Below are 24,755 nucleotides of genomic sequence, written 5' to 3'. Positions count from 1 at the left end.
TAAGGTACTGATTTGTCTCGGTTTATCACTTCATACCCTCCAGCTAAGTCTTTGTCTCATAAGGCGAATTAGCCGTTAACGATATTGACCGTGGGGAACTTCTTTCTTATAGTGGCGAAAAGTGGGGCAAAGTGGGTTAAAGTGGAGAATGGAAGCACTCTAAGGGAAGCGTGAGCAAATAAAATGATTGGCGGTGTCAGCGTAGTCTCTCTCGATAGCAAAGGTCGTCTGGCCATTCCGGCCCGACACCGGGAGACGCTGTTGTCCGCTTTCGGCCACAAGCTGGTCGTGACGCTCGAATCTTCCGACCACCTGCTGATGTATCCGGAGCCGAACTGGCGCCCGGTTGAAGCCCGCCTGCTGGCCCTGCCCACCGGGAATCCCACCCTCAAGCGCTATCAGCGCCTGGTACTGGGGCATGCCGAAACCCTGGAAATGGATAGCGCCGGCCGCATCCTGCTGCCGTCGCGTTTGCGTGAACTCACCGGTCTGGACAAGGAAGTGGCCCTGGTGGGTATGGGGAACCGCTTCGAACTGTGGAATGCCCGCGAGTGGGACGACCAGACCAATGCTGCACTGGAAATCAGCCAGGATGACCTGGCGGAACACCTTGGAGATTTCACGCTGTGACCACCGCCCCCTTCGTGCACCTGACGGTGCTCTTGAACGAAGCTGTTGCCGCACTCGCCGTTCGCCCGGACGGTGTGTACGTCGATGGCACGTTCGGGCGTGGTGGGCATAGTCGGCTGATCCTGTCGCAATTGGGCCCCCAGGGGCGCCTGATTGCCTTCGACAAAGACCCCGAAGCCGTGGCCGTCGGCCGTGCCCTGTCCGAGCAGGACCCGCGCTTCACACTGGTGCATGACGGTTTCGAGTCCCTTGCACGTTCTCTCGATCAACTGGGTATTGCCCGGGTCGACGGCATCCTGCTCGATCTGGGGGTGTCTTCACCGCAGATCGACGATGCGCGACGCGGTTTCAGTTTCCGCTTCGATGCGCCGCTCGACATGCGTATGGATACCACGCGCGGCATGACCGCTGCCGAATGGCTGGCCACGGCTGACGAGGCGGAAATCAGGGAGGTTATCAAGACTTATGGTGAAGAGCGGTTTGCTCGCAAGATCGCAGCAGCCATTGTTGCGCAACGGGACATCGAGCCCATCACGACTACGCGTGAGCTCGCTGTGCTCGTTGGGAAAAACGTCCGTACTCGTGAGCCGGGGCAAGACCCTGCAACGCGGACTTTCCAGGCGATAAGAATTCACATCAACCACGAGCTGGACGAGCTGAACAACATTCTGCCGCAGGCGGTCTCCAGACTGGCCCTCGGCGGTCGTCTGGCCATCATCAGCTTCCATTCGCTGGAAGACCGCATCGTCAAGTTGTTCCTGCGCGATGCCAGCACGGCCGACAAGCTGCCCTCCTGGGTGCCGGTTCGTGCCAGCGATCTGGCCGAAGCACCGATGAAGCTGATCGGCAAGGCCGTGCGCGCCGGCGATGAGGAAGTCGCCGCCAACCCGCGCTCACGCAGCGCCATCATGCGCGTGGCCGAGCGTACTGCCGGGACATGGCAAGGGGAGGGGGCATGAACAAGCTCAACGCCATCCTGCTCGCCCTGGTTGTTCTGTGTGCTTGGTCAGTGGTGACCTCGCAGCACGTCTCGCGCACGCTTTACAGTGATCTGCAGAAAGAACAGAAATCCCAGCAGCAACTGGATGTCGAATATGGCCAGCTGATGCTGGAGCAAGGCACCTGGGGCGCGCATGCCGTGATCGAGAAAGCGGCAGAAGCCAGACTTGGCATGCATACACCTGATCCGCGTCAGGTTCAGGTCATTACGGCGGGAGCCACCTGATGAAGGTCTACCAGCCCGCCAAGCGCTTCGTGCCGCCACCTCCCGCCCTGCGCATGTCGACAGGGCGTGTCCGTTTTATGCTTGCGGCCATCGGCCTGCTGTTTGCCGGCCTGATCGGGCGTGCCATTTACCTGCAGGTGGCACAGCAATCCTTCCTGGTGAATCAGGGGGATGCGCGCTTCCGCCGTTCGATGGTGCTGGAAGCCAATCGTGGTCTGATCACCGACCGCAATGGCGAACCGCTGGCCATCAGTACCCCGGTGCAGACCATCTGGGCCAGCCCTTCCGACATGGATCCGGTGCCGCCGGCCAAGCTGCGTGAGCTGGCCCGCCTGCTGGAAATGTCGCCGGAAGAGGTGGACAGCAAGCTGTCCGACCACAAGCGCGAGTTCGTCTATCTCAAGCGTCAGATCAGCCCGGAGCTGGCTGCACAGGTGATGGCGCTGGGTATTCCCGGCATTGCCAAGCAGCAGGAGTTCCGCCGCTTCTACCCGGCCGGTGACATTTTTGCCCACATCATTGGCTTCACCGGTGTGGACGGCAAGGGTCAGGAAGGCGTCGAACTGGCACGCGAGAAGATGCTGGCCGGCAGCAACGGCCGCCGGGTCGTGATCAAGGATCAGCGTGGTCACATCATCGAGGATGTCGGCCCGATCGAACCGCCGCGTGATGGCCAGACCCTGATGCTGGCCGTCGACCAGCGCATCCAGTATCTGGCTTCGCGCGAAATCAAGGCCGCCGTCGAGGCCAACAAGGCCAAGGCCGGCTCGGTGGTGGTGCTGGATGCCCACAGCGGCGAATTGCTCGCGCTGGCCAACTTCCCGACCTACAACCCCAACAACCGCCAGGGCGTCACCACCGAGATGATGCGCAACCGGGCGGTGATCGATACCTTCGAGCCCGGTTCGACCATGAAGCCGCTGTCGATCTCCGTGGCGCTGGAGGAGGGCAAGGCCAGCGTCAAGACCGTGCTCGATACCCATCCCTACATGATCGGCCCGGCACGGATTCACGACGTGACCGACTCCGACCGTCTGGATATCGAAGGCATCATCAAGAAGTCCAGTAACGTCGGCGCCAGCAAGCTGGCGCTGATGGTCAAGCCGCAGGATTTCTGGAGCTACTACGATTCGCTCGGTTTCGGCCGCTCGCCGGACACGGGCTTCCCCGGGGAGGCCGCCGGCCGTCTGCGTGACTGGAAAACCTGGCGCCCGATCGAGCAGGCCACCATGTCCTTCGGCTACGGCGTGTCGGTCAGCCTGCTGCAAATGGCCCGTGCCTACAGCATCTTTACCAACCACGGCATGATGATGCCGGTTTCGCTGTACAAGACCGGTACACCGCTGCCGGGCAAGCAGGTTCTGGCGGCCAAAACCGCCGACGAGATGCGCGATGTCCTGATCGCCAACAGCGAACCCGGCGGTGGTGCCGTCGGTGGCCGCATCCTGGGCTACAGCATCGGCGGCAAGAGCGGTACCGCACGCAAACTGGTCGGCAACACTTATGTCGCCGACAAGCACCGTGCCCTGTTTATCGGCTTTGCCCCGGGCAAGGACCCGAAAATGATCGTGGCCGTGATGATTGATGAGCCTTCGGCCGGCAAGTACTACGGTGGCGCCGTGGCGGCACCGGTGTTTGCCAATGTGGCCGGTGGCGCCCTGCGCATCCTGAATGTGCAGCCGGATCAGCCGTACAACAACACCCTGTTGCCGGCAACCACGCCGATACCGGCGGATTTTTAAAGAAACCAGACAAATGTTCAGTCGCTTGTCACCGTTGCCGGACTGGAATCCGGCAGATCTCAACCAGTTGGGCGTCGACATCAAGCGTGTCGAGTCCGACAGTCGGCGCGTCATGCCGGGCGATGTATTCCTCGCCTTCGGCGGTGCGTTTGCCGACGGACGCCACTTCATCCCCATGGCCATTGCCAATGGGGCGGTGGCCGTCCTGTGGGATCCCGCGGATGGCTTCGTCTGGAACCCTGCCTGGCAGGTGCCGAACCTGGCCGTGCCTGAACTGCGCCTGCGCGCCGGCATCATTGCCAGCCACGTCAGCCACGACCCGAGCCGTGCGATGCGCGTGATCGGCATTACCGGGACCAATGGCAAGACCTCGCTGTCGCACTGGCTGGCGCAGGCCTTCTCGCTGCTGGGCCAGAAAGCGGCACTGATCGGTACGGTTGGTAACGGTATTTATGGCGAGCTGACTGAAACCACCCATACCACCCCGGATCCGGTGACCATCCAGCACAAGCTGACCGAGTATCGCCGCCAGGGGGCGCATGTGGTGACCATGGAAGTGTCCTCGCATGGTCTGGATCAGGCACGGGCCAATGGCGTGGCTTTCCATACCGCGCTGTTCACCAACCTGACCCGCGACCATCTGGATTATCACGGCACCATGGAAGCCTACGGTGCGGCCAAGGAAAAGCTGTTCCACTGGCAAGGGCTGCAAAACGCCGTGGTCAATGTCGACGACGATTTCGGTCGCGCCATGGTGGGCCGTCTCGATCACGAGCAAGTGCGGGTGATCACCTATGGCCTGGAGCAGGGGGATGTTCGCCCGCTCAAGTTGCTGAATTCGCTCGATGGCCTGCAGATGCATGTGACCACCCCCTGGGGCGAAGTCGACATCCGCAGCGGGCTGCTGGGGCGCTTTAACGCCGCCAACCTGCTGGCCTGCCTGGCTACCCTGTGCGCCAATGGCGTCGATCTGACCATTGCCGCCCAGGCGCTGGGCAAGATCCAGCCGGCTCGTGGCCGCATGCAGCGCATCGGCGGTGCGCACGAACCCCTGGTGGTCGTGGATTACGCCCACACCCCGGATGCGCTCGACAAGGCGCTGTCGACGCTGGCCGAGATTCGTCCGGCCGGCAGCAAGCTGTTCTGCGTGTTTGGCTGTGGCGGCGACCGCGACAACGGCAAGCGTCCGATCATGGGTGGGATTGCCGAGCGGATTGCCGACGTCGCGGTGCTGACCAGCGACAATCCGCGTACCGAAGATCCTCTGTCCATCATCAATATGGTGCTGGCCGGCATGAAGCACCCGGGCCATGTGGAAGTGGATCGCGAAGCGGCCATTCACTGGGCCGTGGCGCAGGCACGGGCTGGCGACATCATCCTGATTGCCGGCAAGGGGCACGAAGAATATCAGGATATCAACGGCGTCAAACGGCCGTTCTCCGATTTTCGCGTCGCTGAAGATGCACTGACCGAATGGGGCAAGACACATGATGCTGACGCTATCTGAAGCCGCACGCCTGGCGGGCGGCCAGCTGATCGGCTCGGATGCCGAGATCATGCGTGTGGTGACCGACAGCCGGGCCATCCAGCCGGGCGATCTGTTTGTTGCCCTCAAGGGCGAGCGCTTCGATGCGCATGATTTCGTGGTAAAAGCGCTGGAACAGGGGGCGGTGGCCGCCGTGGTTCACGAAGGGTTTGCGCTTGAGCAGGAAGGCAGCCTGATCGCCGTGGCCGATACACGGCTGGCGCTTGGTCAGCTGGCCGCCGGCTGGCGTGCCCGCTTCGACCTGCCGCTGGTGGGGGTGACCGGCTCGAACGGCAAGACCACGGTCAAGGAAATGCTGGCCGCCATCCTGCGTGCCCACGCCGGTGCCGATGCCGTCCTGATGACCGCCGGTAATCTGAACAACGACATCGGCCTGCCGCTGACGCTCCTGGGCATGAATGCCTCGCATCGCTATGCCGTGATCGAAATGGGCATGAACCATACCGGGGAGCTGAGCTATCTCACCGCGCTGGCTCGTCCGGATGTCGCGCTGATCAACAATGCCCTGCGTGCCCACCTGGGCCAGTTTGACTCGGTCGAGAGCATTGCCCGGGCCAAGTCGGAAATCTTCGAGGGCCTGCCGGAACATGGCGTGGCCGTGTTCAACGCCGAAGACCCGAATGCCGAACTGTTTGCCGCAGCCGCCGGTGCGCATCGCGTGCTGCGTTTTGGCCTCAAGCAGGGCGATGTGCAGGCGCTGAATTACACCCTGGGCAGTGACGGCAGCAGCATGACGCTGCACACCCCGCTGGGCGAGATGGCCGTACGCATCCCCGCACCGGGCGAGCACAACGTACGCAACGCCCTGGCCGCCGCCACGCTGGCGCTGGCGCTGGATGTACCGCCTGCTGCCATCACGCGCGGCCTGATGGCCTTCGAAGGCGCCAAGGGGCGTCTGCAAAAGAAGACCGCCCGCAATGGGGCCAGTGTGCTGGACGACACCTATAACGCCAACCCGGATTCGATGCATGCCGGCCTGGAAGTCTTGTCGCGACTGCGTGCACCGCGCTGGTTCGTGATGGGCGACATGGGCGAACTGGGCGAGACGGCGCCGCAGTTGCATGCCGAAATTGGTCAGGCTGCCCGTCAGCTTGGCGTCGAAATGATGGTGACGCTGGGGGAACTCAGCCGCCATGCCAGCGAGGCCTATGGCGCGCCGGCAAAGCATTTTGAAGCGATCGAACCCTTGCTGGCCTGGCTGGACGGCGCCTTGCCGCCGCAGGCGACTGTGCTGGTCAAAGGTTCGCACTTCATGAACATGGATCGTGTCGTCGACCACCTGGTCGGCCAGAAGGGGAAATGAAGTGTTGCTCTGGTTAGCTGATTTGCTTGCGCATCATATTCGCGCATTCAGTGTCTTCAACTACGTGACCTTGCGTGCCGTGCTGGCATCGCTGACGTCGCTGGGGATCTCCTTGTGCCTGGGGCCGATGCTGATCCGCAAGCTCACCGAGCTGAAGGCTGGCCAGGCGGTACGTTCCGATGGTCCGCAAACCCACCTGATCAAGGCCGGGACGCCGACCATGGGCGGGACGCTGATCTTGCTGTCGATCACCCTGACCGTCCTGCTGTGGGCCGACCTGCGCAACAAATATGTCTGGATTCTGCTGGCCGTGATGCTGAGCACCGGTGCCATCGGGTTTTACGATGACTGGCGCAAGGTCGTCTACCGCGACCCGAAGGGAATCTCGGCCCGCGCCAAGATGTTCTGGCAGTCGCTGATCGCCATCAGCGCCGGGGTGTTGCTGGTGAGCACCGCCAGCCTGCCGGCATCGACCGAGTTCATCGTGCCGTTCCTGAAGAACGTTATCTATCCGTTCGGCGCCATCGGTTTCTGCGTGCTGACCTATCTGGTGATTGTCGGCGCCTCCAATGCCGTCAACCTGACCGACGGCCTGGATGGTCTGGCGGCCCTGCCGACGGTGCTGGTGGCGGCAGCGCTGGCGATTTTCGCCTACATTGCCGGCCACGCGGTGTTTTCCAAATACCTCGGCCTGCCCTTTATTCCGGGGGCCCACGAAGTGGCCGTATTCTGCGCGGCGATTTGCGGCGCCTGCCTGGGCTTTCTGTGGTTCAACGCCTATCCGGCCCAGGTGTTCATGGGCGACGTCGGGGCGCTGGCACTGGGGGCTTCGCTGGGCACCGTGGCCGTCATCGTGCGGCAGGAAATCGTGTTTTTCATCATGGGTGGTCTGTTCGTGATGGAAGCCTTGTCGGTGATGATCCAGGTGACATCGTTCAAGCTCACCGGCAAGCGGGTGTTCCGCATGGCACCGCTGCATCACCACTATGAACTGAAGGGCTGGAAAGAGACGCAGGTGGTCGTGCGTTTCTGGATCATCACCATGATGCTGGTGCTGATCGGCCTGTCGACCATCAAGCTGCGCTGAGAATGAAAATGAATATTGCCAACCGTCACATCATGGTCGTGGGGCTCGGAGATTCCGGGCTGGCCACCGTGCGCTGGCTTGCCGCGCACGGCGCGATCGTGTCGGTGGCCGACAGCCGTGCCACGCCGCCCAACCTGGACGTGCTGCACCGCGAACTGCCTCAGGTGACGGTGCGTGCCGGCGCCTTTGACGCACAGACCTTCGACGGCGTCGAACTGCTGGTTGTCAGCCCGGGCGTGGCATTGTCCACCCCGGCCATTGCCGCCTATCGCGCCCGGGGTGGCGAGGTGGTCGGCGATATCGAGCTGTTTGCCCGTGCCATCGCCGGCAGTGACGCGCGCGTGATTGCCATCAGTGGCTCCAACGGCAAGAGCACGGTGACCACGCTGGTGGGACATTTGTGCCGCCATGCCGGTCTGGATGCCGAAGTGGCGGGCAATATCGGCCTGCCGGTACTGGAAGCCCTGGCGCAGCGCGAGGCCAGCGGCAAGCAGCCGGATGTCTGGGTGCTGGAACTGTCCAGCTTCCAGCTGGAGACCACCACCAGCCTGCACGCCGATGCGGCCACGGTACTGAACATCTCCGAGGATCACCTCGATCGCTACAACGATCTGCTGGATTACGCCCATGCCAAGACCGCCGTGTTCAACGGCCGCGGCGTGCAGGTACTGAATGCCGAAGACCCGCTGGTGCGCGCCATGGTGCGGCCGGGGCATGCCATCAAATGGTTCGCGCTGAATGATCGTGTTGAATACGGGCTGCAGCAGCAAGAGGGGCAGGCCTGGTTGTGCCTGGATGGCCAGCGGTCATTCGACCTGGCACAGCTCCCGCTCGAGGGACTGCACAATGCCGCCAATGCCCTGGCGGCACTGGCGCTGTGCGAAGGCATCGGCCTGGCTCGCGAGACCCTGCTGGCCGGTCTGAGCAGCTTCCGCGGCTTGTCGCATCGCGTCGAGCTGGTCAATGAATTCGACGGTATCAAGTTCATCGACGACTCCAAGGGCACCAATGTCGGTGCCACGGTAGCGGCGCTCAACGGCATGACCCGTCCGGTGGTGCTGATTGCCGGTGGCGATGGCAAGGGCCAGGATTTCGCGCCGCTGGCGCCGGCCTGCCAGCGCATTGTGCGCAAGGTGATGCTGATCGGCCGCGATGCCGACAAGATCGCTGCGGCGCTGTCCGGCAGCGAGATTGCCCTGCAGCACTTCGAGACGCTGCAGGATGCGACGCGTGCCGCCTGTGCGCTGGCGCAACCGGGTGATGTGGTGTTGCTGTCGCCCGCCTGTGCCAGCCTGGACATGTTCCGCAATTATGCCGAGCGCGCCCAGGTATTCATTGATACCGTGCGCGCCGTGCAGAGCGAGCGCGGGCTATGACGGTGGCCAGCATGAAAGGACAGTATGCCGCCACCAGCGTGATCGACGAGGCACTGGCCTGGGCCATTGCCCTGTTGCTGTCGATCAGCCTGGTGATGGTGTACTCGGCCTCGATTGCTTATGCGGAAGCCGATGCGGCAACGCAGAACAAGTACTTTTATTTGATTCGCCATGTGATTTTCATGGTGATTGGTCTGTCCGGCGGCTATGTCGCGTTTCAGATTCCGACGGCCTTCTGGCAGAAATACGCCGGCAAGTTGTTTTTGATCGGCGTACTGATGCTGGTGGCGGTGCTGATCCCGGGGATCGGCAAGGTGGTCAACGGTTCGCGGCGCTGGATCTCGCTGTTCGTGATCAATCTGCAGCCGTCTGAACTGATGAAGATGGCCACGGTGATCTACACGGCAGATTACACGGTGCGAAAGTCGCACAAGTTGCACAGCCTCAAGGAAGGCTTTCTGCCGATGTTTGTCGCCATGGTGGTGGTGGCCTTCCTGCTGCTGCGCGAGCCGGACTTCGGCGCGCTGATGGTGGTCATGACGATTGCCATGGGGATTCTGTTCCTCGGCGGCATCAACATGCGCATCTTCAGCGGGCTGGCCGCGATGGCGCTGGTGGCGATCGTGCTGCTGATCATCAGCTCGCCGTATCGCCTGAAGCGGGTGCTGGGGTTCATGGACCCCTGGGATGATCCGTTCGGCAAGGGCTATCAGCTGTCGCACTCGCTGATCGCCATCGGTCGCGGTGAGTGGTTCGGTGTCGGGCTCGGCGCAAGTGTGGAAAAACTGTTTTACCTGCCGGAAGCGCACACCGACTTCATTCTGGCCGTGATTGCCGAAGAGTTCGGCTTTTTCGGCATTTGTGTATTGATTGCCCTGTATGCCTGGATCGTGCGCCGCGCGTTCCACATCGGGGTCGAGTCGCGCAAGCTGGAGCGTTACTACCAGTCGCTGGTGGCGCAGGGCATCGGCATCTGGCTCGGGATTCAGGCCTTTTTCAACATGGGCGTGAACATGGGTCTGTTGCCGACCAAGGGTCTGACGCTGCCCCTGATGTCGTTTGGTGGTTCGGCGATGTTGTTCAACCTGATTTCGATGGCGCTGCTGCTGCGCGTCGATTACGAAAACCGGAGGATCATGCGCGGCTACAAAGGCTGAGGCGCATGGAAACGATGATGGCAAACAAGACCGTAATGATCATGGCGGGTGGTACCGGGGGGCATATCTTCCCGGCACTGGCCGTGGCTGACGTCCTCAAGGGGCGCGGCTGGCAGGTGATCTGGCTCGGTGCCGCGGGCGGGATGGAAACCCGTCTGGTGCCGCAGCACGGCTATGCCATCGAAACCATCCGCATCGCCGGCATGCGCAAGAACGGTCTCAAGCGCTGGCTCTCGCTGCCCTTCATGATGGCGCGAGCCCTGGCTTGTACCACCGGCGTCATCCTGCGCCACCGTCCGGATATCGCTGTCGGCTTCGGTGGTTATACCGGCTTCCCGGGTGGCCTGATGAGCCGCGTGCTGTGGAAGCCGCTGGTGATTCACGAGCAGAACTCGGTGGCCGGGCTGACCAATCGCCTGCTGTCGAAGATTGCCAGCCGCACCCTGTTTGCCTTCCCGGGTGCCTTCCCGGGAGATGACGGCCTGGTCGGCAACCCGGTACGTCCGGAGATCGCCGCCGTGGCCGAGCCGGAAAGCCGCTTTGCCGATCGCAGCGGCCCGCTGCGCGTACTGGTGGTGGGCGGCAGCCTGGGGGCCAAGGTGCTGAACGAAACCTTGCCGCAGGCGCTGGCCCTGTTGCCGCAAGCGCAGCGACCGCAGGTGGTGCATCAGGCCGGCGTCAAGCAGATCGATGCCCTGAAACAGCATTATGCCGATGCCGGCGTCGAGGCAGATTGCCGCGCCTTCATCGATGACATGGCCGTCGAGTATGCCCGCGCCGATCTGGTGATCTGCCGTGCCGGCGCTTTGACGGTAGCCGAACTGGCCGCGGCCGGTGTAGCCAGCATGCTGGTACCGTTGCCCAGCGCCGTGGATGACCACCAGACCGGCAATGCCCGCTACCTGTCCCGGGCCGGTGCAGCCCGTCTGGTGCCGCAAAAGGAACTGACGCCGGCCAGCCTGGCGGCCAGCCTGCAAACATTGACGCGTGACGAGTGCCTGGAAATGGCCCGCAACGCACGCCGTCTCGCCATCGTCGATGCCGCCACGCGCGTCGCCGATGCCTGCGAGGCACTGACAAGAGAATGAAATGAAACACAGAGTCAATCACATCCACTTCGTAGGCATTGGCGGTGTCGGCATGAGCGGCATCGCCGAGGTACTGCTGAACCTGGGTTATACCGTCAGCGGTTCCGACATGTCCGATAACGCCACCACCAAGCGCCTGGTCGGCCAGGGAGCGCGCGTGTATTTCGGGCACGATGCCACGTATGTGCAGGGTGCGGATGTGGTGGTGACCTCGACGGCCGTGAAGGCCGACAACCCGGAAGTGATGGCCGCCAAGGCCCAGAACATTACGGTGATCCCGCGCGCGCTGATGCTGGCCGAGCTGATGCGCTTCAAGCAGGGCATCGCCATTGCCGGTACCCACGGCAAGACCACCACCACCAGCCTGGTGTCCTCGGTACTGGCCGCTGCCGGACTGGATCCGACCTTCGTCATCGGCGGCAAGCTGACGGCGGCCGGCACCAATGCGCGTCTGGGCTCGGGCGAGTTCCTGGTGGCCGAGGCCGACGAGTCGGATGCTTCTTTCCTGTATCTGACCCCGGTGATGGCCGTCGTGACCAATATCGATGCCGACCACATGGACACCTATGGTCATGACTTCGACAAGCTGAAGCAGGCCTTCGTCGACTTCTTGCAGCGCCTGCCGTTCTACGGGTGTGCCGCGCTGTGTGTCGACGACGCCAATGTGCGCGAGATTCTGCCGCGTATCACCAAGCCGGTCACGACCTATGGTTTTGATGCCGATGCCCATATCCGCGCCGAGAACCTGGTCGCCGATGCCGGCCGCATGCGTTTCGACGTCGTGCTGAAGGACGGCCAGCGCTTCCCGGTCCTGCTCAACCTGCCGGGCCGCCACAACGTGCTCAATGCGCTGTCGGCGATTGCCATCGGTCTGGAGTGCGGTGCAGATATTCCGTCGATCCAGAAGGGCCTGGCTGACTTCGCCGGCGTCGGCCGTCGCTTCCAGCGCTACGGTGAAGTCGCCAGCAAGGATGGCGGGCAGTTCACGCTGATCGACGACTACGGCCATCATCCGGTCGAAATGGCCGCGACGCTGGCTGCCGTCCGCGGCGCATTCCCGGACCGCCGGCTGCTGCTGGCCTTCCAGCCGCACCGTTTCAGCCGCACCCGCGACCTGTTCGAAGACTTCGTCAAGGTGCTGAACACCGTGGACGGTCTGTTGCTGGGTGAGGTGTATGCCGCGGGCGAAGCCCCGATCGTGGCCGCGGATGGCCGTGCCCTGGCGCGTGCCGTGCGGATCGGCGGCAAGGTCGAACCGATTTTCGTCGAAAGCATCGACGACATGCCGCAGGCGATTCTCGATGCTGCCCGCGACGGCGATGTGGTGATCACCATGGGGGCAGGCTCCATTGGTGCCGTGCCGGCCAAAGTGGTGGCACAAGTTTAAGCAAACCGGCCGCACAGGCGGCCAGCACAGGAAACAAGGCAATGAAGCAGTACGGCAAAGTGGCAGTGATGATGGGCGGATCCTCCGCCGAGCGCGAAGTGTCGCTGATGAGCGGCAGTGGCGTGCTCAAGGCGCTGCAGTCGCGTCAGGTGGATGCGCACCCGTTCGATCCTTCCGAGAAGCCGCTGTCGGCGCTCAAGGAGGAAGGCTTCGATCGCGTTTTCATCATTCTGCATGGCCCGTTTGGCGAAGATGGCACGCTGCAGGGCGCGCTGGAAACCCTCGGGCTGCCGTATACCGGTTGTGGCGTCATGGCTTCGGCCATCGGGATGGACAAGTGGCGCACCAAGTTGCTGTGGCAGGCCGCCGGGCTGCCGATTCCGGCGTTCCGTCTGCTGGATGAGCAGACGGACCTGGATCAGGTGGTTGCCGAACTGGGACTGCCGCTGTTCGTCAAGCCTGCCTGTGAAGGCTCGAGCATCGGCATCAGCAAGGTGAAAAGCGCGGCGGAAATGCGTGCAGCCTACGAAGCTGCCCGCAAGTACGACAGCCTGGTGCTGGCGGAGCAGTTCATTGGTGGTGGCGAGTATACCTGCGCGATGCTGGGCGAGCGTGCGCTGCCGACCATCAAGATCGAGCCGGCGACCGAGTTTTATGACTATGACGCCAAGTATTTCCGTGATGACACGGTGTACCGCTGTCCGTCGGGGATTCCGGCCGACACCGAGGCCCGGGTTCACGAATATGCCCTGCGTGCCTTCAAGGTACTTGGCGGGCAGGGGTGGGGCCGCATCGACTTCCTGATGGATGAGGCCGGTCAGCCTTACCTGCTGGAAGTGAATACCGCCCCGGGCATGACCAGCCACAGTCTGGTGCCGATGGCCGCCCGTCAGGCCGGCATGAGCTACGAGGATCTGTGTCTGGCGGTACTGGATACGGCGCATGTGGGATAACCACATCGCGTTGCGCAGGCTGGCGAATCTGCTGTTGCTGGTCTCGATCGGGATGTTGCTGTACGCAGGTGGGTTTTGGGTAACGCATGCACCGGTGTTCCCGGTGAAGAAGATCCGCATCACCGGAAAGATGCAGCGGGTCACGCCGGAACAGCTGAAGTTCATTGCCGAGCATGAACTGACCGGTTCGTTCTTTACCCTGGACATTGATCGTACGCGTGCGGCATTCGGCAAGCTGCCCTGGGTCAGGGGCGCACAGGTGAGAAGAACCTGGCCGGATACGCTGGAGATCTCGATTGACGAGTATGCGGCGCTGTCGCGCTGGGGGGAGGACGGGCTGGTCGATGTCAATGGCACATGGTTTGACGCCGCCAGCGACCAGAATGATCTGCCGGTGTTTTACGGTCCGGCAGGCGCCCAGAAGGACATGGCGCAGATGTATCAGCGGCTGAAGCAGGACTTCGCCCTGGCAGATTTGAAGATCGTGCGGCTGGTGTTGTCTGATCGGCGCGCATGGAGTGTTGAGCTGGATAACGGGGTACATATCGAGCTGGGACGGGGCGATGTCGAGAATCGCGCGCTCCGGTTCACGACCCACTGGAAGGGAACGCTGGCAAGGCTGCCGTACCCGATCAGCTACGTCGATATGCGTTATCCGAATGGATTCGCTGTCCGCATGCCGGGGTATCAGGCATCGCAGGCGGCTCAAGGTAAAAAGTAAGCAGTTGGAGCGACAGGTGAGCAAACCGAAGGAAAGCAAGAACATGTTGGTTGGCCTCGACATCGGCACGTCGAAGATCGTGGCGATCGTCGCGGAGGTCCTGGAGGATGGCCAGCTCAACATCGTCGGCATGGGGCAGACCCCCTCGCGCGGACTCAAGCGCGGCATGGTCGTGAACATCGAGTCCACCGTGCAGGCGATCCAGCGCGCGCTGGAAGAGGCGGAGCTCATGGCTGACTGCAAGATCCATGAAGTGTTTACCGGCATTGCCGGTAGCCACATCAAGAGCGTCAACTCGCACGGCATGGTGGCGATCAAGGACCGTGAAGTGACGCAGATGGATATTGACCGCGTGATCGAAACCGCCCGTGCGGTGAGTATTCCGCCGGATCATCAGGTGCTGCACATCCTGACCCAGGAGTACAGCATCGATGGTCAGGAAGGGGTGCGCGAGCCACTGGGCATGAGCGGTGTCCGACTGGAGGCGAAGGTGCATATCGTCACCGGCGCCGTGTCGGCAGCACAGAACGTCACCAAGTGCGTGCGGCGCTGCGGTCTGGAAGTGTCGGATCTGGTGCTGCAGCCGATGGCCTCGGCCATCGCAGTGCTGTCGGAAGACGAAAAGGATCTGGGCGTGTGCCTGATCGACATCGGCGGCGGGACTACCGATATCGCGGTTTACGCAAATGGCGCCATCCGCCATACGGCGGTGATTCCGATCGCCGGTGACCAGATCACCAACGACATCGCCATGGCACTGCGTACGCCGACCAAGGAAGCCGAGGACATCAAGATCCAGCATGGCGTGGCGCTGGTGAACCTGGCCGATCCGGGGCAGATGATCGAAGTGCCCGGCGTGGGTGAGCGCGGACCGCGCCAGATGTCGCGCGCGACGCTGGCCGAAGTGGTCGAGCCGCGAGTCGAAGAGTTGTTCCAGCTGGTGCAGCAGGAGCTGCGCCGCAGCGGTTTCGAAGACATGCTGTCTTCCGGCATCGTGCTGACCGGCGGTGCCAGCCTGATGCCGGGCATGGTCGAACTGGCCGAAGAGGTGTTCCACATGCCGGTGCGTGTCGGTGTGCCGAAGTACGTGGGCGGTCTGGCCGAGGTGGTCAAGACGCCGCGCTTCTCCACCGGTGTCGGCCTGCTGTTGTACGGCAAGGATCAGATTCAGGCCCCGTCGGGGTCGAAGGCGGCTTCAGGCGGCGTGGGCAGTGTGTTCTCGCGCATGAAGGCGTGGTTTGCAGGCAATTTCTAAACATTGTTCGGGCGTTGTATCAGTAACAGGCTCATCTTTAATGAGGAGAGAAAAATGAGCGGAATGGTATTCGAAGTCATGCAGGATGCGGCTCAGGAAGCCGTCATCAAAGTGATCGGTGTGGGCGGCGGCGGTTGCAATGCCATCGACAACATGATCGACGGCAAGGTACAAGGCGTGGAATTCATCTGCGCCAATACCGATGCCCAAACCCTGAAGCGCAACAAGGCGCAGATCAAGCTGCAGCTGGGCACTTGCCTGACCAAGGGCCTGGGCGCCGGTGCCAACCCGGAAATCGGCCGCAATGCGGCGCTGGAAGACCGTGAGCGCATCGCCGACACCCTGCGCGGTGCCAATATGGTGTTCGTCACGGCCGGCATGGGTGGCGGGACCGGCACCGGTGCTGCCCCGGTGGTCGCCGAAGTGGCCAAGGAAATGGGCATCCTGACCGTCGGTGTGGTGACCCGTCCTTTCGAACACGAAGGCAAACGGACCAAGGTGGCCCAGTCCGGTATCGATGATCTGAAAAAGCATGTCGATTCGCTGATCGTGATCCCGAACGAAAAGCTGATGGAAGTGCTGGGCGATGATGTCACCATGCGCGAAGCCTTCCGCGCGGCGGATGACGTCCTCAAGGGCGCCGTGGCCGGTATCGCCGAAGTGATCACTTGCCCCGGTCTGATCAACGTCGACTTTGCCGACGTCCGCACCGTGATGTGCGAAATGGGCCTGGCCATGATGGGTTCGGCCTACGCCTCCGGTATCGACCGTGCCCGTGTGGCGGCCGAGCAGGCCGTTGCCAGCCCGCTGCTGGACAACATCACGCTGGAAGGTGCGCGTGGCGTGCTGGTCAATATCTCGACCGCACCGGGCTGCCTGAAGATGAGCGAATACCGCGAAATCATGTCGATCGTCCGTCAGTACGCCGACGAAAGCGCGGAGGTGAAGTTCGGTACCGCCGAAGTGGACGATATCCCGGAAGACACCATTCGTGTCACCCTGATCGCCACCGGTCTGGGCAAGAAGCCGGCAACCCGCAATGAAGAGCGTCCGGAATACATCAAGATCGTCAAGACCGGCACCGATGACCGTGCGGTCGAAGTGCTGAACTACGACGATTTCGATACCCCGGCGATCATGCGCAGCCGTGGCCGTCGCACGCCGAGCTCGACCGACTTCTCGAATCCGGAAGTGAGCGAATCGTTCGATATCCCGGCCTTCCTGCGCAAGCAGGCAGACTGATCGATACGCGCTATCGATTTGATTTTATTAATTAATAAAGCATAGGTCTTGGCCATGCTAAACTCAGGTCGTCCCTGATTTGGTAGAAAGCATCAAATGATTCTGCAGCGCACGCTGAAGCAAGCGATCAGCGCCACGGGTGTGGGTTTGCACTCCGGCGAACGGGTACGCCTGACCCTGTTGCCGGCCAAACCCGACTCGGGAATCACCTTCTATCGCACCGACTTGCCCGGGTCGGAAGCGGTGAAAGCCGAGCCGCTGATGGTGAACGACACGCGACTCTCCTCAACACTGGTCACGGAGACCGGTGTGCGTGTCGGCACCATCGAGCACCTCATGTCTGCTTTCGCCGGATTAGGGATCGACAACCTGGATGTCGAAGTGACGGCGGTAGAGATTCCCATCATGGATGGCTCTGCCGCCCCCTTTATCTATTTGCTGCAAACTGCCGGCATCATCGAGCAAAAGACAGCAAAACGTTTTATCCGCATCAAGCAGTCGGTTGAGGTGGTTGAGGGCGACAAATGGGTCCGCTTCGAGCCGTATGATGGCTTCAAAGTGACCCTGTCGATCCAGTTCAATCACCCGGCGTTTAATCTGGCGCCGCAGACCGTACAGATCGATTTTGCCAACCATTCCTATATCGACGAGATCAGCCGGGCCCGCACCTTCTGCTTCATGCATGAGGTCGAGTCGATGCGTAATCACGGTCTGGGGCTGGGGGGCAATCTGGAAAACGCCATCGTGATCGATGACGAATTTGTCCTCAATGAGGGCGGACTGCGTTTCCCGGATGAGTTTGTCCGTCACAAGATCCTTGATGCCATCGGCGACCTGTACATCCTTGGTCATCCGATCATCGGTGCCTTCTCCGGCTTTAAATCCGGCCATGCCATGAATAATCAGCTGCTGCGCAAGCTGCTGGCGACGCCCGATGCCTGGGAATATGTCAGCTTCCGCGAACCGGAAGACGCGCCCTCCAGTTTCCACCGTATTCCGGACCCCGAGTGATGCAGGCACTACTGCGTTTTGCCCTGTTTGCCGGCACCTTGTTCTGTGGCGTGGGGATGATCCGTCTGGCACGTCGGCCGGATGCCCTGCAGGCACAAAAGATCGGCCGTGGCCTGCACTATCTGACATGGCTTTGCGGCGTGCTGCTGGTGCTCTGGCTGTTGGGGTTGGCCCGGCACTAGGGGCGGTTTGAAAACTGATTGTGAAAGCGTTGCCGCAATGATATTGTCATTGCTTCTTCCTCTGTCCTGATTGCGCTTGCCCATGTGATGCATTCCTGAAAAATCCAGCCATCTTTGCCCGACAGGGCTGATTTTTCATGGGAAAACATCATGTTCCGGATTTTTCTGCGCGCATGGCGTCACCACGCCTGGCTGCGCCGCCTATGCTTTGCGCTGATCGCCAGCTCGATCGGTAATGGTCTGACCTTCATTGTCATTTTTGCTACCCTCAGGCAATGGCATGCCCCGCCATCCGGCATGGCACTGGCCTTTGTGCTGAATACGGCCCCCGGACTGCTCGGCAGCCGGCTCGGTGAGTCCCTGCTTGGCCGTATGTCGCCGGCCCGCATCCTGATGCTGGCCGAGGCCGGGGGACTCGCCGGCTTGTTGCTGCCCTGGCTGGCGCTCGCCCTGCAGCATCCGGGCTGGTTGTTGCTGGCCAGCCTGATGTCGGCATTGACCGGCGGTATGGCGCTGCCTGCGCTGACCACCCTGCTGAAGCAGGGGCTGGCGGCTGAGGAGACCGCCGCGGGGGCCCTGATCGACACCCTGGTGTTTGCCTGCCACGTCTTGTTTGGTATCGGGCTGGGCGTGCTGCTCTATCCGCACTGGCCCGCCCGGAGCTTGCTGGCGCTGGATGCGCTCAGCTATCTGCTGGCCATCGCCTGGCTGAACGCCCTGCCCGTCATCACCCGCCCAGCACCGACACCATCAGGCCGCCAGCGGCATCCCACGACGCTGACCGCCGGACAGCGCCGCAGCCTGTGGCTGCTCTCGGTGCTGACCCTGGTCGGTGCGCCTGCCATGGCCCTGTTGCCGGTACTGGGCTCACAAGGCAACCAGCAGATGTTGCCGCTGCTGTTTGCCCGCAGCCTGGGGCAATTGTGTGGTCCCTTGCTGGTGCGGGAGCACTGGCTGTCGAAAGGTGCCAGCAACCGGTTATTGCTGCTTTGTCTGGCCGGGTTTGCCTTGTGCTATGGCCTGCTGCCCGTGGTCAGTCAGCTCCCATGGGCCTTGCTGCTGGTTTTCCTGGCGCATGTGCTCTCCAACGTGGTGTTCAGCCTGGGCTGGCATGGTTTGCTGCGACATTTCCCGCCGCAGCTGATCGGCTGGGCGAGCGCCTGCAGCTATCGACGCCAGGTGTGGACTGCTGCGTGCATGGGCATGGCTGCCGGCTGGCTGGCCGACATGCTTCGTCCTGCCGTCAGCCTGTACCTGAGCAGCGCACTGGGACTGCTCATGGCGACGATTCTGCTGCTGCGACTACCCGGGCCCATGATGCAGGCCAATACAGAGCGTTCCGGCAAGGTGTAAGCTGAAACCAACCTTTGCCCATTTTTCAAGGAGCACACAATGAACCACAAGCTTGAGGTCACGACTGACAGCAGTGAAGTATGGCAACACCTGGTGACGCCGGAAGGCGAACCGGCCGGCTTTCGCATGCGGTCGACCCTGCCTGCCGATCCGAATGGGGTCGAATTGCTGCTGGAGCATTGGGACGCCGGCATGACCGAGCCGCCGCACTCGCACCCTGGTGATGACATGACCGTGGTGGTCGCTGGCCGGATGCAGGTGCAGTACTACTGTCGGGCCGCCGATGGCAGCCTGCAGAAGGATGGCGACCCCTTTGTACTGGAGCAGGGCGAAACCGGTTATAACCGTGCCGGGCGTATCCACGATGCCCGCTACCTGAGCGATTGCAAGCTGGCCTTCGTGCATAGCGGGCCGTTTGGTTTCAACGAAGAGAAATAAGCCACCCGCCTGCCTGCCCGTGGTGGCAGGCAGGCGAGCTCAGGCACCCTGGCTGTAACGCTGGTTCAGCGCGTAGAGAATGGCGCAGCTTTCAATGTCGAGTTCACCACGGATATCGCCGGGCCGGAAGTGCATCTGGAATGCCCGCAGCAGCGATCGCCACTGACTGTCTGATGCCGGGGCGGCATAACCGTAGCGCTTGAATGCCACCGCCAGCTCTGCCCGCGCGGGTAAGCCCGTACGCGTGAATTGTGCCGCGAACTGCTGTTTGACCGACTCCTCATACCAGGCGCCAATCCCGGCCTGGTGCAAGCGCTGCCATGGCAATTTCGGGCCGGGGTCGGATTTGCGCTCATAGGCGACATCCGCATGGCCGACCACATGCTTTGGCGAGATATCCGGATAGCGGGCCAGAATCGAAGTGGCCAACTGCTGCAGCGCCAGGATCTGCTCTTCTTCGTAGTCGGGGAAGTCAAATACCCCGCCGCGGGCACTGGCCAGGTTCACGATCTCGATGCCGATCGCCGTGTCATTCAGATTATCCCTGCCTGCCCAATGGCTGATGCCGGCGTGCCAGGCCCGATCCTCTTCCCTGACCAGCCTGAAAATGCGCAGCGTGTCGAAGCCGGCCGCCCGGTAGCTCGCGTCTTGTCGTGCCGGAATCAGATAGTGAGCACTGACATTGCCCCGGGTCAGGGCGGTGACTGAACCGGCAAAGGGCAGAGCAGTATAGTGGATGATCAGGAAGCGGATGCGCTGGTTGAAGCCCGATCTGGCGGGATAGCTGGTGTCGTCAATGGGGAACATCTTGGATTCTCCGGGTAAAGTGCTGCCTCCCAGGGAGGCTGGGGCGACACTATCGCAGCCTGGGGGGACGGAGAGAAGCCAAGGCGTTCGGGCTAATTATTTTGCATTAAGTAGCTGAATTTGTTGTGCCAAATACATCATTTCTGTCGGTCTGTGCCTTGCCTGAGCGTCTCGTCTGGATGCTGGCTTCGGCCGCCAGCGCGGCGCCGAGGGCCACGACGGTTTGTCTTTGCGGCGGAATCAGCACGGGCATGTCCAGTCGCTGCGTCAGGGCCTGACGCAAAGCATGACAGTGCGCCAGTCCGCCGATGAAGACCAGGGGCGACACCGGCGAGATGCGGCGCACCAGTGCGGCGGCGCGAGAGGCAACCGCATCCACGATACCGCGGGCAATTTCCTCTCGCCGGCAGCCACGGGCGATCAGGCTGACCACCTCCGACTCGGCAAAAACGGTGCAGGTGCTGTTGATGACATGCCCAGGCCCCTCTTGACCCGCCAGGGCCAATTCCCCGAACTCGTTGAGGGTGCAGCCGAGCGACATGGCCAGGACTTCGAAAAACCGTCCGGTGCCGGCTGCGCATTTATCGTTCATTTCGAACTGACCGACGTGGCCGTCCGCACCCAGTGAAATGGCCTTGGTATCCTGTCCACCGATATCCAGTACGGTGCAGCAGTCCGGAAAGCAGTGGCGGGCACCCAGCGCGGCCGCGCGTATCTCGGTAATGACTTCGCCGCCCAGCTGGCCGGCGAACAATCGCCGGCCATAGCCGGTCGCGGCGATGGCGTCGAAATGCTGATCCTGCAGCAGCTGGCGGCAGACCGCCAGCGGCTCGAAGGTGTTTTCCATCACTCGGTGCAGTACCGGCTGGCCATCCTCCAGGATGACCAGCTTGACGGTACGTGAGCCGATATCAATGCCGGCTGTTCTCATGCACTCAACCGTTCGATGAAGGCCTCGACACGGGTACGGATCTGGCCGACATCTTCCTGGCTGTAATCCGTGTCAATGCGCAAGGTCGGGATGGCCGATTGCTCCAGCGCCTTGATCACCGGACCGGTCTCCATCTGGTATGGCTGACAGAACTGCAAGGTATAGTGGATCACGCCATCGGACTTGCGCTCGGCGGAAACATCCCGCACAAAGTTCAGCCGCGACGGGTTGGGGGTGAACACGGCACAGTCGATCTGCAGGTAGCGGTCGACCAGATGCTGCATCATCTGTGGCAGCGTGCTGCCGCTTTCGTCCGTCAGCCAGCGCGTACTGCGCTCGCCGACACAGCCTTCTTCCGCCACGATGACTGCGCCGCTGCTTTCGACGATGGCCGGAATCTTCCAGTTCGGCACGGCCATCGGGCAGCCCGACAACACCACGCGCGGATGATCGGCCGGGAAAACCCCGACGCCCTGTTGGACCCGCTGCTCCAGTTCATCACACAGTTGATTGACCGAGTTGGTAAAGCGCACCGGGTCGTCGTAGAACGACACCTGCGAGATCAGCAGGGCATCCAGGCCAGAAATCGGTACCGGTCGTGCCGTGCGCAAAGCCGCCAGGCGCTTGAGTGCCCGACGCTTGTTGTTGACGGTGACAATCGCGGCGGCCAGTTTGTCGGCCTGCAAGGTTTTGCCGGTCACCGCTTCGAGTTTGCGGGCAAATTGCGCATACTCGCTGAGCATCAGTTGCTTGCCCGCTGCGGATTTCACCTGCGGCAGATCGATGACATAGAGGTCGGGGATATAGTCACCCAGAATCTCATAGGCCTTTTTCTTGCCATCACAGGTATTTTCGCCAACCACCAGATCACAGGCTTCGACGTAGGGACAGACCTTGCCCAGTTTGAAGCCGAAGGCCGATTTGATCAGTGCACAGGTATTGCGCGGCAGAATCTGATCCACCAATTCGGTCGCCCATTCGCCACCGGTACAGAGGCCAACCGACACACCATCCAGCGCCAGGATCAGCTCTTCCGGCACGTAGGTGCAGTATGAGCCGATGATTTTGCGGCCAGCCGCCTTGGCATCCATCAATTCCTTGATGCGCAGGCCATGGACTTCGCTCATGACGAAATCAAAATACTGCATGCCCTGAGGCCGGTTTGGCTGAGAGATGAATACATCCTGATAAACCTGCCCCAGGTAGGACAGCAAGGCATCGTGGGCATCCAGATCCAGCCCCAGTGATTGCCACATTTCCCGGTACTCGCTCATTACACTCCCCTTGATGATGGATCAGTGAATCAACGCAAGGTCACTTCGAGCGTGCTGACACCGTGTCCTGAGCGGTCAGGGCGGGGCGATCGGGCGGAAATGGCGAGAGGGAGGGGGCTGAGCGCCCCTGTCATCCGGGTGTTCGGACGGGCAAGGTTCAAAAGCGGGTCCGACACCGTGCTGCGATATCCGCTGCTTATGCCAGAAGAGTCCCTTGATCTAAAGATATATGTAGAGAGGATGCTACCCGGGTGCAGGGGAGTCAAACGTTTGTTTCATATGAAACGAAAACCATACCCATGGTGTGGTTAATTTGCCGAATGAGCGCGGCGGTCGCCCTGTGGCCGACCGCCGGCTGGGATGGCGATTAAAGCCAGGGGGCCTTTTTCAGCAGCGTCAGCGCCGTGGCGGCATCCGCCGGCGTTTGCCAGTCGACGCACAGATCTTCGGCCAGACGCAGACGCGTCATGTCATCTTCATTGACCCGGCGCCACACGGAGCGCCTGGATTCATACCATTTCATGCCCACCGTATCACCGAAGGCATAGGGGCGGGTCTCGCGACTCCGGCAATGGATCCCTTCGTAGCTGACATTTTCCGCACCGGTCGCACTGACCACGCGCAAGGTGAAGCGTACGACTTCATCACTGCCAACGCTGAGCGATTTGCCATCCACGTAAAAATGGTAGTCCTTCTTGAGGGGGACAAAAAAACCGACCCAATCGGGTTTGTCCGGATAGGGCGGGACGGTGTACTCCCCCTCTTTCCAGGGGCCGGTGTCTTCAAAAGCATAGACACCATTGTTGATCGGCTTGTAGTCCCGGGTTGCCGGGTTGGCCAGTGCGCCATGGGCCAGCAGGCAGCAGGCCAGGGACGCGACAAGAAGCTTGATACGCATGAATTCTCCGTTAGCGGGTGCCGGCGGGCTGCGGACCCGGGCGCAGGGTATAACGTCGTCTGCCGGTTTCTTTACCGGCCAGACCAAAGCTGCGTTCAGACACGGCGATATCGCCGCGGCTGCTGACGACCAGCAAGGTTGAGGCGCGCGTACCATAGTCGCGCCCGACGATAAAGATCGAAGATAGTACCCGTTCGAGGGCCGATCCGATACCGGTATTCGGCATGCGACCGGGGGGGGCCTGCTGGGGATCTTCCAGCCAGGCAAATGCTTCTTCCTCGCGCGGCGCGGCGCGCAGACCGCGCAGGTGATCGGCCAGCCGTTCGGTCTTGAACCAGGCCGTGTCGAGCGAGGCATTCGACAGGGTGTGCAAACCCGGGGTGACCCGCGTTAACTGTCCGGTGCGACTATGAAAATGGTAAAGGTCATCGGTGCTGCCGAACAGCAGATTGAAGGGCGCGTAGTGCTGGCGGACATCAGGCAGGCGGGCGGCAAAGTCCAGCGCGGGCTCGTCGCCGAGGACGAACTGACTGACCAGTTCGCCGCGCGAGCGTTCTCCGGTGGTGGCAAAGCCTTCCCGGATATGGGTCACGGCGGCAAAGCGTCCGTTGTTGCGGATCGCCATCCAGCTGCCGCCGGCCTGCAAGTCGCGTCCGCCAAGCACATCCGGACGATCCGGCCAGAAATCCAGCGCTTCGGTCGGGCGGGCATATTGCTCGTCCCGATTGCCCAGCAGGACCAGCTGTCCCAGGCCGGGCATTTTATAGGCGAAGGCGAGAACACACATGAATAATCACCACAACTAAAGTTGGGAGTCATACGCACTCAGCGTACACTATTAGATCCTGCGCAAGATTATCGGCAGGCGCTAATGTTTACATTGTATCGTGAATGAACCTGGATTACCCAAGATGCAAATTGATCGCTCTCTGGATTTGTCGGGCCTGAACTGCCCCTTGCCCATCCTGCGCGCCAAGAAGGCGCTGGCCGATATGGCCAGTGGCAGTACCCTGGAGGTGCTGGCCACCGATCCGGGCGCACCGGCGGATTTCGCCGCTTTCTGCCGCCAGACCGGCAACACCTTGCAGGTTTCCGAGACCACGGCCGAAGGCAAGTTCAGGCTGATCCTGCAACGCAAATGAACCACTC

The 24,755-nt window shown here is 61.8% G+C and carries 25 protein-coding genes; 20 read left to right on the top strand and 5 right to left on the bottom strand.

The window, feature by feature from the left end; genetic code table 11:
• Positions 1-183 precede the first annotated feature (183 nt).
• The 19 genes from mraZ (at position 184) to AACH39_RS10170 (ending at position 19,696) form a co-directional block, all read left to right on the top strand.
• The gene (gene mraZ, locus AACH39_RS10260; protein ID WP_215780203.1) at positions 184-630 is read left to right on the top strand and encodes a division/cell wall cluster transcriptional repressor MraZ; all 447 of its coding nucleotides are present in this window, start codon (positions 184-186) and stop codon (positions 628-630) included.
• A complete protein-coding gene (rsmH, locus tag AACH39_RS10255) occupies positions 627-1,589 on the top strand; it encodes a 16S rRNA (cytosine(1402)-N(4))-methyltransferase RsmH (RefSeq protein ID WP_338619844.1) in 963 nt (320 codons plus the stop codon). Before mraZ ends, rsmH begins: the two co-directional genes overlap by 4 nt.
• Positions 1,586-1,855: a cell division protein FtsL gene (gene ftsL, locus AACH39_RS10250; RefSeq protein ID WP_215780207.1), complete on the top strand. Its 270-nt coding sequence runs from the start codon at positions 1,586-1,588 to the stop codon at positions 1,853-1,855. Before rsmH ends, ftsL begins: the two co-directional genes overlap by 4 nt.
• Complete coding sequence (locus tag AACH39_RS10245) at positions 1,855-3,597, top strand: penicillin-binding transpeptidase domain-containing protein (protein ID WP_215780209.1); 1,743 nt, start codon at positions 1,855-1,857, stop codon at positions 3,595-3,597. Before ftsL ends, AACH39_RS10245 begins: the two co-directional genes overlap by 1 nt.
• A gap of 13 nt (positions 3,598-3,610) precedes the next feature.
• On the top strand, positions 3,611-5,104 hold the full coding sequence (locus AACH39_RS10240) for a UDP-N-acetylmuramoyl-L-alanyl-D-glutamate--2,6-diaminopimelate ligase (RefSeq protein WP_338619843.1): 1,494 nt from the start codon (positions 3,611-3,613) through the stop codon (positions 5,102-5,104).
• On the top strand, positions 5,085-6,446 hold the full coding sequence (gene murF / locus AACH39_RS10235) for a UDP-N-acetylmuramoyl-tripeptide--D-alanyl-D-alanine ligase (protein ID WP_338619842.1): 1,362 nt from the start codon (positions 5,085-5,087) through the stop codon (positions 6,444-6,446). Before AACH39_RS10240 ends, murF begins: the two co-directional genes overlap by 20 nt.
• A 1-nt stretch (position 6,447) precedes the next feature.
• Positions 6,448-7,533: a phospho-N-acetylmuramoyl-pentapeptide-transferase gene (gene mraY / locus AACH39_RS10230; protein ID WP_215780214.1), complete on the top strand. Its 1,086-nt coding sequence runs from the start codon at positions 6,448-6,450 to the stop codon at positions 7,531-7,533.
• A gap of 8 nt (positions 7,534-7,541) precedes the next feature.
• A complete protein-coding gene (gene murD / locus AACH39_RS10225) occupies positions 7,542-8,909 on the top strand; it encodes a UDP-N-acetylmuramoyl-L-alanine--D-glutamate ligase (protein ID WP_338619841.1) in 1,368 nt (455 codons plus the stop codon).
• Between the two features lie 11 nt (positions 8,910-8,920).
• Positions 8,921-10,066: a putative lipid II flippase FtsW gene (gene ftsW, locus AACH39_RS10220; RefSeq protein ID WP_215780218.1), complete on the top strand. Its 1,146-nt coding sequence runs from the start codon at positions 8,921-8,923 to the stop codon at positions 10,064-10,066.
• Positions 10,067-10,083: 17 nt separating this feature from the next.
• Complete coding sequence (gene murG, locus AACH39_RS10215) at positions 10,084-11,154, top strand: undecaprenyldiphospho-muramoylpentapeptide beta-N-acetylglucosaminyltransferase (protein WP_338619840.1); 1,071 nt, start codon at positions 10,084-10,086, stop codon at positions 11,152-11,154.
• A gap of 1 nt (position 11,155) precedes the next feature.
• The gene (murC, locus tag AACH39_RS10210; RefSeq protein ID WP_215780223.1) at positions 11,156-12,541 is read left to right on the top strand and encodes a UDP-N-acetylmuramate--L-alanine ligase; all 1,386 of its coding nucleotides are present in this window, start codon (positions 11,156-11,158) and stop codon (positions 12,539-12,541) included.
• Positions 12,542-12,582: 41 nt separating this feature from the next.
• Positions 12,583-13,494 carry a D-alanine--D-alanine ligase gene (locus AACH39_RS10205; protein ID WP_338619839.1) on the top strand — a complete coding sequence of 304 codons (912 nt, stop codon included), beginning with the start codon at positions 12,583-12,585 and terminating at the stop codon, positions 13,492-13,494.
• A complete protein-coding gene (locus AACH39_RS10200; RefSeq protein WP_215780227.1) occupies positions 13,484-14,215 on the top strand; it encodes a cell division protein FtsQ/DivIB in 732 nt (243 codons plus the stop codon). Before AACH39_RS10205 ends, AACH39_RS10200 begins: the two co-directional genes overlap by 11 nt.
• A 16-nt stretch (positions 14,216-14,231) precedes the next feature.
• Positions 14,232-15,470: a cell division protein FtsA gene (gene ftsA / locus AACH39_RS10195; RefSeq protein WP_338619838.1), complete on the top strand. Its 1,239-nt coding sequence runs from the start codon at positions 14,232-14,234 to the stop codon at positions 15,468-15,470.
• A 54-nt stretch (positions 15,471-15,524) separates the two neighbouring features.
• Entirely contained in the window at positions 15,525-16,712 is a 1,188-nt protein-coding gene (ftsZ, locus tag AACH39_RS10190) for a cell division protein FtsZ (RefSeq protein WP_215780229.1), read from the top strand.
• Positions 16,713-16,811: 99 nt separating this feature from the next.
• Positions 16,812-17,723 carry a UDP-3-O-acyl-N-acetylglucosamine deacetylase gene (gene lpxC, locus AACH39_RS10185; RefSeq protein ID WP_215782623.1) on the top strand — a complete coding sequence of 304 codons (912 nt, stop codon included), beginning with the start codon at positions 16,812-16,814 and terminating at the stop codon, positions 17,721-17,723.
• Positions 17,723-17,905 (top strand): hypothetical protein, encoded by a 183-nt coding sequence (locus AACH39_RS10180; protein ID WP_338619837.1) that lies wholly within the window; start codon positions 17,723-17,725, stop codon positions 17,903-17,905. The genes lpxC and AACH39_RS10180 overlap by 1 nt, the downstream gene beginning before the upstream one ends.
• A gap of 150 nt (positions 17,906-18,055) precedes the next feature.
• Positions 18,056-19,258, top strand: coding sequence for an MFS transporter (locus tag AACH39_RS10175; RefSeq protein WP_338619836.1), 1,203 nt, complete (start codon positions 18,056-18,058; stop codon positions 19,256-19,258).
• Between the two features lie 39 nt (positions 19,259-19,297).
• Positions 19,298-19,696 (top strand): hypothetical protein, encoded by a 399-nt coding sequence (locus AACH39_RS10170; protein WP_215780236.1) that lies wholly within the window; start codon positions 19,298-19,300, stop codon positions 19,694-19,696.
• A 39-nt stretch (positions 19,697-19,735) separates the two neighbouring features.
• Here AACH39_RS10170 and AACH39_RS10165 read toward each other — a convergent pair whose 3' ends face one another.
• The 5 genes from AACH39_RS10165 to AACH39_RS10145 all read right to left on the bottom strand — a co-directional run bounded on the left by AACH39_RS10165 (position 19,736) and on the right by AACH39_RS10145 (position 24,393).
• Positions 19,736-20,503 (bottom strand): N-acetylmuramoyl-L-alanine amidase, encoded by a 768-nt coding sequence (locus AACH39_RS10165; protein WP_215780238.1) that lies wholly within the window; start codon positions 20,501-20,503, stop codon positions 19,736-19,738.
• 106 nt (positions 20,504-20,609) lie between these two features.
• Positions 20,610-21,434: an acyl-CoA dehydratase activase gene (locus tag AACH39_RS10160; protein WP_215780240.1), complete on the bottom strand. Its 825-nt coding sequence runs from the start codon at positions 21,432-21,434 to the stop codon at positions 20,610-20,612.
• On the bottom strand, positions 21,431-22,708 hold the full coding sequence (locus tag AACH39_RS10155) for a double-cubane-cluster-containing anaerobic reductase (RefSeq protein WP_215780241.1): 1,278 nt from the start codon (positions 22,706-22,708) through the stop codon (positions 21,431-21,433). Before AACH39_RS10155 ends, AACH39_RS10160 begins: the two co-directional genes overlap by 4 nt.
• Before the next feature lie 367 nt (positions 22,709-23,075).
• Entirely contained in the window at positions 23,076-23,606 is a 531-nt protein-coding gene (locus tag AACH39_RS10150; RefSeq protein ID WP_338619833.1) for a CNP1-like family protein, read from the bottom strand.
• 10 nt (positions 23,607-23,616) lie between these two features.
• Positions 23,617-24,393: an NRDE family protein gene (locus tag AACH39_RS10145; RefSeq protein WP_215780244.1), complete on the bottom strand. Its 777-nt coding sequence runs from the start codon at positions 24,391-24,393 to the stop codon at positions 23,617-23,619.
• 124 nt (positions 24,394-24,517) lie between these two features.
• On the opposite strand from AACH39_RS10145, the gene AACH39_RS10140 reads away from it, so the two are divergent.
• On the top strand, positions 24,518-24,748 hold the full coding sequence (locus AACH39_RS10140) for a sulfurtransferase TusA family protein (RefSeq protein ID WP_215780246.1): 231 nt from the start codon (positions 24,518-24,520) through the stop codon (positions 24,746-24,748).
• Positions 24,749-24,755: the final 7 nt, after the last annotated feature.

It is taken from the genome of Paludibacterium flexuosum (assembly GCF_037076605.1).
Classification (GTDB): Bacteria; Pseudomonadota; Gammaproteobacteria; order Burkholderiales; family Chromobacteriaceae; genus Paludibacterium.
The sequence above is the reverse complement of the archived record's forward strand: the minus strand, read 5'-3'. Positions and strand labels throughout refer to the sequence as shown.

Excerpts from the sequence above, each read along its gene's own strand:
- mraZ (WP_215780203.1), top strand. The coding sequence starts at position 184 with ATGATTGGCGGTGTCAGCGTAGTCTCTCTCGATAGCAAAGGTCGTCTG.
- ftsL (WP_215780207.1), top strand. The coding sequence starts at position 1,586 with ATGAACAAGCTCAACGCCATCCTGCTCGCCCTGGTTGTTCTGTGTGCT.
- AACH39_RS10245 (WP_215780209.1), top strand. The coding sequence starts at position 1,855 with ATGAAGGTCTACCAGCCCGCCAAGCGCTTCGTGCCGCCACCTCCCGCC.
- AACH39_RS10240 (WP_338619843.1), top strand. The coding sequence starts at position 3,611 with ATGTTCAGTCGCTTGTCACCGTTGCCGGACTGGAATCCGGCAGATCTC.
- murF (WP_338619842.1), top strand. The coding sequence starts at position 5,085 with ATGATGCTGACGCTATCTGAAGCCGCACGCCTGGCGGGCGGCCAGCTG.
- murD (WP_338619841.1), top strand. The coding sequence starts at position 7,542 with ATGAATATTGCCAACCGTCACATCATGGTCGTGGGGCTCGGAGATTCC.
- ftsW (WP_215780218.1), top strand. The coding sequence starts at position 8,921 with ATGAAAGGACAGTATGCCGCCACCAGCGTGATCGACGAGGCACTGGCC.
- murG (WP_338619840.1), top strand. The coding sequence starts at position 10,084 with ATGGCAAACAAGACCGTAATGATCATGGCGGGTGGTACCGGGGGGCAT.
- murC (WP_215780223.1), top strand. The coding sequence starts at position 11,156 with ATGAAACACAGAGTCAATCACATCCACTTCGTAGGCATTGGCGGTGTC.
- AACH39_RS10205 (WP_338619839.1), top strand. The coding sequence starts at position 12,583 with ATGAAGCAGTACGGCAAAGTGGCAGTGATGATGGGCGGATCCTCCGCC.
- AACH39_RS10200 (WP_215780227.1), top strand. The coding sequence starts at position 13,484 with ATGTGGGATAACCACATCGCGTTGCGCAGGCTGGCGAATCTGCTGTTG.
- ftsZ (WP_215780229.1), top strand. The coding sequence starts at position 15,525 with ATGAGCGGAATGGTATTCGAAGTCATGCAGGATGCGGCTCAGGAAGCC.
- AACH39_RS10180 (WP_338619837.1), top strand. The coding sequence starts at position 17,723 with ATGCAGGCACTACTGCGTTTTGCCCTGTTTGCCGGCACCTTGTTCTGT.
- AACH39_RS10175 (WP_338619836.1), top strand. The coding sequence starts at position 18,056 with ATGTTCCGGATTTTTCTGCGCGCATGGCGTCACCACGCCTGGCTGCGC.
- AACH39_RS10170 (WP_215780236.1), top strand. The coding sequence starts at position 19,298 with ATGAACCACAAGCTTGAGGTCACGACTGACAGCAGTGAAGTATGGCAA.
- AACH39_RS10165 (WP_215780238.1), bottom strand. The coding sequence starts at position 20,503 with ATGTTCCCCATTGACGACACCAGCTATCCCGCCAGATCGGGCTTCAAC.
- AACH39_RS10160 (WP_215780240.1), bottom strand. The coding sequence starts at position 21,434 with ATGAGAACAGCCGGCATTGATATCGGCTCACGTACCGTCAAGCTGGTC.
- AACH39_RS10155 (WP_215780241.1), bottom strand. The coding sequence starts at position 22,708 with ATGAGCGAGTACCGGGAAATGTGGCAATCACTGGGGCTGGATCTGGAT.
- AACH39_RS10150 (WP_338619833.1), bottom strand. The coding sequence starts at position 23,606 with ATGCGTATCAAGCTTCTTGTCGCGTCCCTGGCCTGCTGCCTGCTGGCC.
- AACH39_RS10145 (WP_215780244.1), bottom strand. The coding sequence starts at position 24,393 with ATGTGTGTTCTCGCCTTCGCCTATAAAATGCCCGGCCTGGGACAGCTG.
- AACH39_RS10140 (WP_215780246.1), top strand. The coding sequence starts at position 24,518 with ATGCAAATTGATCGCTCTCTGGATTTGTCGGGCCTGAACTGCCCCTTG.